Source organism: Vibrio sp. D173a (genome assembly GCF_030248475.1).
Window position 1 is genome coordinate 18,752 of the sequence record NZ_JAHGAH010000100.1, and the last position, 11,621, is coordinate 30,372.

General features: G+C 45.6%; 10 protein-coding genes. 9 read left to right on the forward strand and 1 reads right to left on the reverse strand.

From position 1 onward, the window contains the following. Positions 1-47: 47 nt before the first annotated feature. Positions 48-329 (forward strand): ribosome alternative rescue factor ArfA, encoded by a 282-nt coding sequence (locus KIV40_RS11400; protein WP_285349271.1) that lies wholly within the window; start codon positions 48-50, stop codon positions 327-329. Here KIV40_RS11400 and KIV40_RS11405 read toward each other — a convergent pair. Next, complete coding sequence (locus KIV40_RS11405) at positions 309-1,472, reverse strand: threonine/serine exporter family protein (protein ID WP_005534512.1); 1,164 nt, start codon at positions 1,470-1,472, stop codon at positions 309-311. The two genes, KIV40_RS11400 and KIV40_RS11405, sit on opposite strands and share 21 nt — an antisense overlap. Positions 1,473-1,835: 363 nt before the next feature. On the opposite strand from KIV40_RS11405, the gene KIV40_RS11410 reads away from it, so the two are divergent. The 8 genes from KIV40_RS11410 (at position 1,836) to KIV40_RS11445 (ending at position 11,534) form a co-directional block, all read left to right on the forward strand. Continuing rightward, entirely contained in the window at positions 1,836-3,278 is a 1,443-nt protein-coding gene (locus KIV40_RS11410) for a sensor domain-containing diguanylate cyclase (RefSeq protein WP_285349274.1), read from the forward strand. A 117-nt stretch (positions 3,279-3,395) separates the two neighbouring features. Further along, on the forward strand, positions 3,396-4,142 hold the full coding sequence (locus KIV40_RS11415) for an outer membrane lipoprotein-sorting protein (protein WP_021018266.1): 747 nt from the start codon (positions 3,396-3,398) through the stop codon (positions 4,140-4,142). Between the two features lie 66 nt (positions 4,143-4,208). Further along, positions 4,209-5,438 (forward strand): FtsX-like permease family protein, encoded by a 1,230-nt coding sequence (locus tag KIV40_RS11420; RefSeq protein WP_285349276.1) that lies wholly within the window; start codon positions 4,209-4,211, stop codon positions 5,436-5,438. Next, on the forward strand, positions 5,428-6,663 hold the full coding sequence (locus KIV40_RS11425; protein ID WP_285349278.1) for an FtsX-like permease family protein: 1,236 nt from the start codon (positions 5,428-5,430) through the stop codon (positions 6,661-6,663). The genes KIV40_RS11420 and KIV40_RS11425 overlap by 11 nt, the downstream gene beginning before the upstream one ends. After that, positions 6,663-7,376 carry an ABC transporter ATP-binding protein gene (locus KIV40_RS11430; RefSeq protein ID WP_285349280.1) on the forward strand — a complete coding sequence of 238 codons (714 nt, stop codon included), beginning with the start codon at positions 6,663-6,665 and terminating at the stop codon, positions 7,374-7,376. The genes KIV40_RS11425 and KIV40_RS11430 overlap by 1 nt, the downstream gene beginning before the upstream one ends. Next, entirely contained in the window at positions 7,369-8,628 is a 1,260-nt protein-coding gene (locus tag KIV40_RS11435) for a hypothetical protein (protein ID WP_285349282.1), read from the forward strand. The genes KIV40_RS11430 and KIV40_RS11435 overlap by 8 nt, the downstream gene beginning before the upstream one ends. A 162-nt stretch (positions 8,629-8,790) precedes the next feature. Beyond that, positions 8,791-10,791 carry a methyl-accepting chemotaxis protein gene (locus KIV40_RS11440; RefSeq protein ID WP_285349284.1) on the forward strand — a complete coding sequence of 667 codons (2,001 nt, stop codon included), beginning with the start codon at positions 8,791-8,793 and terminating at the stop codon, positions 10,789-10,791. Between the two features lie 263 nt (positions 10,792-11,054). After that, positions 11,055-11,534 carry a Dps family protein gene (locus KIV40_RS11445; RefSeq protein WP_005433302.1) on the forward strand — a complete coding sequence of 160 codons (480 nt, stop codon included), beginning with the start codon at positions 11,055-11,057 and terminating at the stop codon, positions 11,532-11,534. The last annotated feature ends 87 nt before the right edge of the window (positions 11,535-11,621 follow it).

Sequence of the window (11,621 nt, forward strand, 5' to 3'; positions counted from 1 at the left end):
TTTTCCCTAATTATTGTCCAATCTGGTTCGACCATTAAGGAGGATCTATGGCGAAGAACAAATCTAATCCTCAGCCGAATGAATTGGTTCAAGATACTGAATTTGGCAGAGGCGAAATTAAAGACAATGCATTGAAAGCCGTTGTCACCAGTCAACTGTTTAGAACTAGAGTTGTAAAAGCGAAAAAAGGCAAAGGCAGCTTCAACCGGAAAGCGAAGCATAGAGGCAAAGAGCCCTATTCAAAGTTCTCACAAATGTGGATTTTGAATAGGGCTTTTTCTTATCTGAAGGTTATGGAGATACGGTGTCTAGCGTTCGATTTTTGGTGAGTAAATAGAATAGGCTGTGATTTGCCCTGCAACGATCGCCGAGAACATAAACAGCGCAGACAAACCAATGCTTGGGATCGGCAAAATCGATTGCTCAAACACGGATTGGCTCGCACTGACCAATACACGGCTACCCGGAACCAATATGATAATGCCTTGAACAATGTAGATAGAGCCCGTCAGTTCCATCTTTTTCGCAATCCAAGTCCCGTATAGGGTAATCAGTACAGTGGTAACCCAAGTGCCCACAACCCAGCCACTTTCTAAACCCAGATAAAATGGCCCCCACATTCCCAACATTGCCACAGGTAAGCCGAGTAGAATGTCGATAGGGCGGGCATTAAAGATCACCCCAAGGCTGATTGAAATGATGAACAATCCACTAATGTGCATCCAAATAGGAACTGCATTGGTGTAGGCGATGGATTGCGCTTGACCCCAAATGGCTTCACCGATATTAAGCCCCATGGTAATGCCGACAAACAGTTTGATCAGCGTGAGCGCACATTGCCCTAATAAACTGGTTCCTGAAACCAAATCGTTGAACGCGAGACACTCCAGCGAGTTAGCGATAGAAAGTCCGGGTACAAACAGAACAATCGTAGCGATACAGAGCGCCCACACTGGAATCGGCAATCCAGTGCTGGATAGGTAAGCGACAATAATGCCAGTGAACAAAGCCGCGATAAACTCAACCGCAATTGCACGTCTCGCTCGGCAAACTTGCTGACATCCCCAGACCATAAAACCGAGAATAAAAGCAAAGCCGATCGCTTCCAAGGTACTGCCAACCAACATTAAGTAAGCGGGTGGAATACCCATGTTTGCCAATGCGATGATCCATGAAGGATATCCCGCAGGTTCAGGGACAGGTTCGCTACTTGGTTGATTGATACGAATGATGGTGTTGGCCAGCAAACTCAAGTTAATGGAAGCTGGTTTTAGGCGTTTGAGTACCACTGCGTTGTTGTCATCAGGAAACTGATAATTGATCGCGGTTGGTGTGGCTTGAATCATCACATCCACGCCATGTTTTTGCGCATAGTGCTGAGTGTATTTCTCTACTTTGTAAGGTGCACAACCACTGCGATGCAAGGTATCGCCAATTTCGACGATTTTGTTAATTCTATATTGAGAAGGCATGGCGAAAGCGAAAATTTTGGGTCACAAAAAAATTGCGCGTAAGTTAACAAAGTGATTCTTATCGAGCGAATAATCATTACTTTTTTGATGTGATTTTGTGGGCTGTGTCAGGTGTTGTTTCGTTTATCGCGGATTTGCATCGAGAACGGTTGGTACTATCGCACTTTCATTCATATAAATTTCATAATAATTCGCGACAAATTAATAAAAACTTCTAGCAATAAAGTACCGTTTTTCAGATGAAGTGTATTAATTTGCATTCATATCAATAAGAGTCTCTTCCCATATCTAAAAGCTCTGCTGTATCTTTAGTTCGATTTAAGTCTTAGATAACTCTTTCGGACAGGGTGGCGAGAAGTAGGAATGACTCTCATACGTTATAGTACTTATGTTTGGAAAAACACCACGTTTAGCATTGCTCTATTAATAGTGGGCGTGCTGCATAGTGCTGTGACGTATGGTCAAGAGACCCAGAAAGAGACTCTCGTTATCGCTAATTCAAAAGCGTGGAAGCCTTTCTCTTATCTCACACCAGATGGTGAGCCTAAAGGCATCTTAATTGATTTTTGGCGTGAGTATGCAGTTAGAAATGATGTTCATGTTCAGTTTCTTCTGCTTTATTGGGAAGACTCTTTGCTCGCAGTGAAAGAAGGTAGAGCAGACATTCATGCTGGGCTCATATTTTCAGAAGAGCGCAACCAGTACCTGAACTTTGGCACAGTGATCATGCATATTGATACCCAACTATACGTGAACAGCGACCTTTTGGGCATCGATGTTGATTCGGTGTTGGCTGGGGAGTCTGCGATGGAGGTGGGGTTAGTTAAAGGGGGATATGAAGAGACTTTCGTTCGTAAGCGTTATCCCAATGCCGCAATAAAACGGTTTGCGAATAGTGATGCATTATTAAAAGCCGTTACCGACAAAAAGATATTCCTGTTTGTGGTCGATACTCAAGTGTCTAATTTCTATATGGCGACGACATCAGATGCAGTGACGTTCTTGCCTGCATTACACCTTTATAGCAAAAGCTTGAGAATCGCGACGGGAGAGGCGAGCTCAGAGTCGATCGAAGCCATCTCCAAGAAATTTGAAACGGTGTTGGAAGCAGACAAAGATCGAATTTTAAGTCGTTGGATCCACTTTAAAACGGTTTATCCCGCCTATTTGGCGCCCCTTGCTGTGTTTGCTCTTATTATGGCGGCTATGTTCCATATCTTTTCACTCAAACGCACGGTGGCTCTGCTCACGCGGCAACTCACTATGGCGAATCAACAGCTTTTTGAGCTCACCCTGACTGACCCTCTCACTAAGCTTTATAATCGACGTCACTTGATTGAGCGTTTAGCGACGTTAAGTAACGTAAGGCGAAACTTGACCGTGATGGTGTTTGATATTGATGACTTCAAATCCATCAATGACCAATTCGGGCATGTGGTTGGCGATCAAGCCATTATCGCCGTTGCGAATACGGCGAGAACCGTGATCGATGAAAGAATGACGTTGGCACGCATTGGTGGTGAAGAGTTCGCTTTGGTGACAGCTTCGCTTTCTGCTGAAGAAGCTGAAGTACTCGCTCGTACAATTTGCACCCAAGTGCATTGCTCACCGGTGACTTTGGATGGACAAACGATTAGCGTGAGTATCAGTTTAGGGTGCGCGTATTATCCAAAATTTGATGAACAACCAAGCCTGCAAGATGCAGTTCAACTTATGTACCGTGGCAAGGCAAATGGGAAAAATCGTGCAGTGTTCCAAATCATTAACAGAAACAAAGTTGAGCCATTACTTCTTAAAGCTCAGTGAAACTTTGAGCGAGCTCTCGCTGACCTCTATTCTCTTCTTGCTATACTGATCTGAACTCTCTGTTTTTATTGTTATTTCTGATGCTAATCGTGTCGGGATTCAGTGCCGAGGACAGTTATGCGTACTGCTTTGTTATCTCTCATGTGTTTGTTCACTTCATTTACTGCTGTGGCTGAAAGTGCTTCTGATATCGTGCAAAAATCAGATCAGGCAATGCGCGGCGATTCCAGTTATACCGAATCCACTATGGAGATCATTCGTCCCGATTGGACTCGGTCGATGACCATGAAAAGCTGGACCAAAGGGACGGATTTGTCTTTGGTGTTGGTTACGGCGCCAGCCAAAGATAAAGGCAGCGCTTCTCTAAAACGACAAAGAGAAATGTGGAATTGGGTACCGAGCATTGAACGTGTCATCAAAATTGCGCCATCTATGTTGAGCCAATCGTGGATGGGCTCAGATTTTACCAACGATGACTTGATCAACCAGTCTTCTATCGTGGTCGACTATCAGCATCAACTAAAAAGCGAGGATGTGTTTGATGGCGACAAGGTTTGGGTGATAGACGCCGTCGCAAAGCCAGATGCTCCGGTAGTGTGGAGTAAAGTAACGCTATGGATTTCTAAGTCGACGTATCTACAACGTAAAGTGGAATTCTACGACGAGTTTGAAGAGCGAGTGAACGTGATGACGTCTTACGACGTGAAAGAGCTCGGCGGTAGAAAATTAGCGACCAGAATGGAAATGCAGCCGCTTGATAAGCCTAAGAACAAAACTGTTCTCATTACTCACCAAGCACAGTTTGATTTTGATATCGATGACGGTTTTTTCTCTCAGCAACAGATGAAATCGCTGCGCGACTGAGTTTGGGTAAATGAACGGCTAAAAGAAGAAACGGATAATTAAACATCAACGGAAGGAAACGAATCAATGCTTGTGAAACTGGCTTGGCGAAACCTCTGGCGACAAAAGCGCAGGACCCTACTGACGGCGTCTGCGTTGGCATTGGTGTTGTTTCTTTCGCTTATTACACGAGCGTTTCAAGAAGGGAGTTACACGTCCAATATTAAAAATGCCGCCAAGTTTTATACGGGTCTGATTCAACTGCAAAACCCTGAGTTCGGTGACTCTTCCAGCATTGATGATGTCTTGCCGCAAACCAGCACCTTCATTTCAGCGGCCAAAAACAATCCCAATATTGATGTGGTACTGCCGCGAGTGGAATCTTTTGCTTTAGCTGCAAAAGATGAGCGCTCAAAGGGCGTGATGGTGATGGGCGTGGAACCTGAAGCTGAAGATAAGTACTCCAATATCAGCGACAAATTGATTGAGGGAAGCTACATCCAATCAGGGCAAAAATCAGTGCTGGTTGGTGGTGGTTTAGCCAATTATTTGCAACTCAAGGTTGATGATGAACTGGTGCTGTACGGTGCCGGTTATCGAGGGCAGACCGCGGCAGGTTTGTATCAAATCTCGGGCATTCTTCATTTTCCTTTGCAGCAACTTGATTCTCAGTTGGTGTACATGCCGCTCGATACTGCGCAAAGCCTGTATTCATTGGATGACCAAGTCACCGCATGGGTTTTAAATACTGAGAGTTTAAGAGACTTACCTGATACCGTTGAACAGCTTAAAGCCGAGTATGGCAAAAATGTCGCCGTGAAAGACTGGAAAGAACTTTCGCCAGAAATGGCACAGCAAATCGCCTTAGATAAAGCGGGCGGTATTTTCTTGATTTACATTCTCTACGGCATTGTTGGTTTTGGCTTGTTTGCGACTATCTTAATGACGACATTGGAACGCCAGCGTGAGTTCGCTGTCATGTTGGCAACTGGAATGCTGCGTTCCAAACTTGTCCTTCTGCTCACGGTAGAGTCTCTGTTTATGTCCGTCATTGGCGCCCTTATTGGGCTTATTGTGAGTGCTCCTGTGTTGGGGTATTTCTATTTTAATCCAATCGAAATTACCGGCGATGCTGCCAAGCTCATGCGCGAAAGTGGTTTTGAACCTATTGTGCCCGTCTCGCTCGACCCACACTTACTGCTCAATCAAATCGCCGTCGTGCTGTTTATTCTCTTGTTGTGTTTACTTTACCCAATGATTCGTATGCTTCGAATGCCTATTGCGGCAGGGTTAAAAGGAGGTGCTCATGCTGGTTAAGTTGGCTTGGCGTAACTTGTGGCGTAACAAGTTGAGAACCTCAATCATGCTCGGTGCGATGGTATTTGGCTTGATGGGCGTGGTTGCCATGATGGGGTTTATGAATGGCTTGGTCGATAGCATGATCAAGAACGCTATCTCATGGCAAACCAGTCACTTTCAGATCCAGCAAAAGTCCTACTTGGTCAATCCTGAGATAAAAGATGTGATTCCCGATGCGAATAAGATAAGCAAAGTGTTATCGGCTAATCGAGAAGTGAAAGCGATCTCTGAGCGATTTCTAGCAGATGGCATGATAGCGTCGGCGCGCAGCACACGTGGTATTCGCATCAACGGCGTTAATATCGAGCAAGAGCAAAACATCACACCACTCTCGAAACATATTGTCGACGGAGAATGGCTGAGCGAAGAAGGCAGAAACCCGATTTTGGTATCGAGCAAAATAGCCGAACGATTGAAGCTACGAGTCGGCTCCAAAGTCGTACTTACTTTGTCTGATGTGAATGGGGAAGTCGCAGGCGCGGCATTTCGTGTTCGAGGTATATTCAAAACACCATCGACAGGGTTTGATGACGGTAATGTCTACTCCCGCAAAGCAGATCTTGAAAAGGTCGCTGGGCTGAGTGGCACACACGAAATTGCGATACTCCTTACTTCTAATAACGATGCTGAGCTCAAGCAGTTACTGGCGTTCACTCACTCTATTTTGCCGCCGGAAAGTAAAGACTTGCTTAGTGTGAGACCTTGGCAAGAGATCCAACCTTTGCTCTCGACCATGATGAGCACAATGGATGTTTCCAACCAAGTGATGCTGGTGGTATTTGTGCTGGCGATGACCCTTGGTATCATCAATATCATGCTGATGTCGGTGTTTGAACGCACGCGAGAGTTCGGTGTGTTAATGGCTGTCGGGATGCAAAAACACAAGATACGCTTGTTGATCGTTTTTGAAACCTTGTTCCTCGGATTAGGCGGTTGTGCGCTTGGGTTGCTCGGGAGTGCAATTATGCTCAAGGTGCTGAGTATTACTGGATTGTCGCTGGCTGGTATGGCTGAAGGGTTAGGGGCTTATGGCGTGGATACCTTGCTTTATCCACGGGTATCAATAACGGAATATCAAATGATCATTGTCGCGATTTTTGTTGCCAGCCTTATCGCAGCCCTGTATCCCGCACGACAAATTTTGAAGCATCGACCTTTGGATGCCATGGCGGAGAAAAGCTAATGACCATCAAACTAGAAAACCTAACTAAGATTTACAACGCCGATGGTGATTTCCCTGTGCACGCAGTGCAGTCGGTAGACTTGGAGATTAAGCAGGGTGAGTTCGTTGCGATCATGGGGCCATCTGGTTCGGGTAAAACGACGTTGCTGAACATGATTGGCGGTATTGATGCCCCAAGCTCTGGCAAAGTGGAAATCGACGGTTGTATGATTTCATCGATGTCAGAAAAAGAACTGATTGCCTATCGTCGCGATAATATAGGCTTCATCTTCCAAGACTACAGTTTGTTACCTGTGTTAACCGCGCTTGAGAATGTGGAATTCGTCATGCAGCTGCAAGGTAAAACAGAGCGAGAATGCCGTAAACGTGCGACGTCCTTGCTTGAACAAGTGGGTTTAGCGGAACAAATGAATAAGGTGCCAGGTAAAATGTCCGGCGGCCAGCAGCAGCGTGTTGCGGTTGCTCGTGCTTTAGCGCCAAAGCCTCGTTTTGTCATGGCGGACGAACCCACTGCCAATCTAGACGCCAAAAGCACCGCGGAGCTGCTCGACATTATGGAGCAACTGAGCGAACAAGAGGGAACGACGTTTATCTTCTCGACCCATGACCCGAGAGTGATAAAACGTGCACACCGAATTATCGTGTTTGAAGACGGTCGTTTGGCGCGTGATTTCAGCAATATTGATAATCGCGCAGAGAGGTCGCATGCATAGAGCTGTTTCCCATTTGTCTGCGATTTGTATCAACGCTCTCCGATTACATACTTACTTGCCAAGAACGAACATAAGTGCAGTGTTTATCAAGGCGTTAAGTTTTTCCCTGCTTAGCCTTCAGGCTGGTGGCGCCTTTTCTGCGGTTCCCGGATTAGAGCCACAAAAGTCATGGGATTTGGATGGTTACATCAAATACATGGCAACCTACAGTATTCCTGATGGCGCTGACAATACGTTTGATAACTTAATACACAATCGACTTAACTTTGAATACCGTTTTTCTTCTAGTTGGCGAGTGAATGTTGGGCTTAGAAATCGAGCTCTTTGGGGCGATTCTACCGACTTTCCTGGCTATGCTGATTTGGTCACGTTGGATTCTGGTTACATGGATTTAAGCAAAAACTGGCATGAAGATGATGTGGTCATTAACAGTCAGCTTGATCGCTTGTATCTCACTTGGCAGCAAGATGACTGGGGAGCGCAACTAGGGCGCTTTCGTATCAATTGGTCGATGAATACGATTTGGAATCCAAACGATATCTACAATGCGTATTCGATTTACGATTTTGACTATGAAGAGCGGGCAGGCACGGATGCAGTCATGTTGAGCAGGAAGCTAGGTTTTGCCGATGGGGTAGATTTGGTGTTTTCGCCTGCTCGTGAATCAGGGCAAAACAGTGCCTCACTGCGTTATTTCGCCAATCAATCGGGATGGGATTATCAGTTTATTGCAGGACGAGCTCGGATGGATTACGTACTCGGCGCTGGTTTTGCGACGGATGTGTTTGATGCGGGTTTTCGAGGAGAACTCACGTGGTTTGATCCCATTGATCCAGAATTTGAAGGCGAACCGACCAAAAAGACCGCGGTTGCCAGTTTTGAATCGGATTACAGCTTTGGCGGAGAACGCAGTTGGATTGGGCGCGCAGCGTGGTTATTTATCTCCGAACCGCAAGATGCATCGAGCGCATTGGCGTATTTGAACCTTCCTCTCGATGCAAAAATATTGAGCTTTACACGAAATACATGGTATGCCGATATGAGCTTTGATTTAACGCCTTTAAATCGTGTCACGCTCTCGGCCAGCTACTACGATGACCATTCCTATTTCCTTGGTATGTCGAGTAACTACTCTCTCGCTAATGACTGGCAATTACTTACAGTGATCCAAAGCTTTAACGGCAGCAGTGGCAGCTTGTTTGGCGAAGCGCCTTCGACTTTGTTGTTTGCGAACGTAAAGTACAGCTTTTGATGCTGACTGTTCCCTTATCAGTAAAATAAATCGCCAATAGGTTACCTAATTTTTATGATAAGCACCCAGATACATTCTTTTTTGTTTAACTTGTGATACATACATTTAACATTCTTATTGATCTCGTTATATTTAAGGCTCATCGTTGTCAGGAGTTTATGGATGAACCTTACGATATCAGGGAAGTTGCAGCTCAGTTTTGTGCTGCTAGCCGTACTTTTTATGGCATCAGCGGTATTCACGTATCGCAACGTCACCACCGTAGAGCAATACGCCTCTTCGCTACTTAAATCCGATTTACCGACCGTAGACACCAGTCGCGGTATCCAACAGTCCGTTCAAGCGTCGCTGTCTTCTATTCGAGCCTACATGTTGCTAGGTGGCGATGAAGAGGCTAGCGCACGTCTAAGTGAGGACGTACGCAATATCATGGCATCTACAGACGAGTCGCTTCCAACGTTGCAGGCTTTGATCTCTGAACAGGATTTTCAAGCGATCCAAAGCCAGTGGGATGCGGTAAAAGTTTCTCTGAACAAGCTGATTGAGCTCAGCCACAGTGATGAGAACTTACCCGCGCACAACCTCTTTATTAACGAAGCAGCCCCCATCGCAGAAGTGGCACTTGATCAGCTTCAAAGCTTAATCAACGAAGAGTCTGGAAACCCATTTGGTGGAGACAGAAAGCGTCTGTTTAAAGTCTACGCCGACAGCTATACCTCGCTCGCCAATGCATTGTCTGCTCTGCGAGATTTCCTTTTGTACGGGCAGCAAGACCATCTAGACAAATACCATGATTTGATTAAGTACCACAATCAGTCTGTCGCGGAAATCGACAGCAAACTCGACAGACTTACCGACAACGACCAATCATTGTGGTCACTGTTTAAAGAAATGCAGCAACTGTACTTTCCTTTAGCAGAGCAGGTAATTGCATTACGTCAGTCACCAGAATGGAACGAATCAAACTTGTTGATGGCGAACGAACTGTTGCCTGCAGCAGATGCACTAGACCAAAGCTTAGAGACGATCGTATTGGCGCAGCAAAGTCGTGCTGATCAAAGCGGACAGGGTATCAATCAGTCGATCAAGAACGTACTCACCACTATGTTGATTGCGGCAGCGTTGGTTTTGTTTGCCGCGATAGCAATTTCAAAATACATGGGTAATACCATTGGGCGCCGAGTGAAGAACTTGTCGGAACGAGCAAAGACGATCGCTTCAGGAGACGTTTCTCAGCCTCCGCTCACTGTTGTTGGGAAAGATGAATTGGCAGACCTTACCGATTCGATTAACCGTATGAACCAATCGTTAGCGAGCATTGTGGCAGGAGTAAGTGAGAAAGCGAACCAAGTGGATACCAGCATGGGGGCTTTATTGGAATCGGCGCAAGTCACCTCATCGAATGTAGAGCAGCAACAGACCAGCATTGTTGAAATGGGAAGCCAATTGGATGAAATCGCTTTAGCCGCACGTAACACCCTAGATCAAGCCAATCAATCGGTGCAAAAGCTTTCTGACTCAAAAGGCGAGATTGAACAAGGGCGTGATGCTTTAGAGCAAAACAAAGTCACCATGGAAAGCTTGCATGGCAGCATTGAAACCGCGAGTACGCAAGTGACGCAGTTAAGCAAAGAGAGCGAAGCCATTGGCCGAGTTACGGAAGTGATTGAAGGCTTGGCAGAGCAAACTAACTTACTGGCATTGAATGCGGCGATAGAAGCAGCGCGTGCAGGTGATCAAGGTAGAGGCTTTGCAGTTGTGGCGGACGAAGTGCGTATGCTGGCGACTCGCACTACTCAATCGACGACAGAAATCAACGGCATCATCAATGCGATTCAACGTTCGACTAATTCAGTGGTTGAGGAAATTGAACACAGCCAATCACTTGCAGAGCAGGGTGCAGAGCACATTGAAAAAGCGGTCACTCGTTTGCTCGCTACTACTGAGCAAATCGGTTCTTTGAATGAGCAAATGGCAGAACTTGCGGCAGCGGCAGAGCAGCAATCGCATGCGACCAATTCGATCACGGGATTGATGTCTGATATTACTCAATCAGTGGACGAAGTTTCGAATAACAGCCAACGTGCATCAGAGACGTCATTGCAAGTAAAAGAACAAGTTACTGAGCTGAATCAACAGATGGCAACTTTCAAGACCGCATAAACTTTATCTAGAAAAGCAAAAGCCCAGTACCTTGCAATAAGATATTGGGCTTTTTGTTGGATGATACGCCGGTATTCGTCTACTTGCTCATTGGATTTGGCTATTTAAATCATAGCTAAAACCAAATTTTCTTCACCGAGCCGGAGTCGTAATATGACTCCATCGGCAGCAACTACTGCAAAAGAATTTTTAAACTTTATACCAATCCCGGTAAGAGAATCGTTTGTTACTACGATTGGTATCATCCTTCTAGGAGCAAGATTATGAACAAACAAGTAAGCCTAATTGGTCTAGACAGCGAACAATCAGCACAACTAGCTCAACAACTCAATCAGCTACTAGCGCATTACCAAGTGTTGTACATGAACTCACGTGGTTACCACTGGAACATCAAAGGTCAGCAATTCTTCGAACTGCACGTAAAATTTGAAGAGATCTACACGGATCTACAAACAAAAATCGACGAGCTTGCAGAGCGTATTCTAACCTTGGGTCATACGCCAGCACACGCATTCAGCAACTACTTGGAAGCAAGTGAAATTAAAGAACATCAAAACGCGACTTCTGGTGAGGAGTGTGTACAGGGTCTGGTTCAAGGCTTTAGCGTTCTACTTCTAAAACAGCGTGAGATTCTACAAAACGCGGGTGAAGCAGATGACGAAGGTACAGCGGCATTGATGGGTGACTACATCCGTGAGCAAGAAAAATTAATGTGGATGCTTAACGCTTACCTACAAGGCTAAGCGACGCATCACCCAAGCAATCTTTGGGAATGCATGAAACAATCGGGAATCAGTCATAAGGGGCACGTTGGTGCCCCTTTTTTTTGG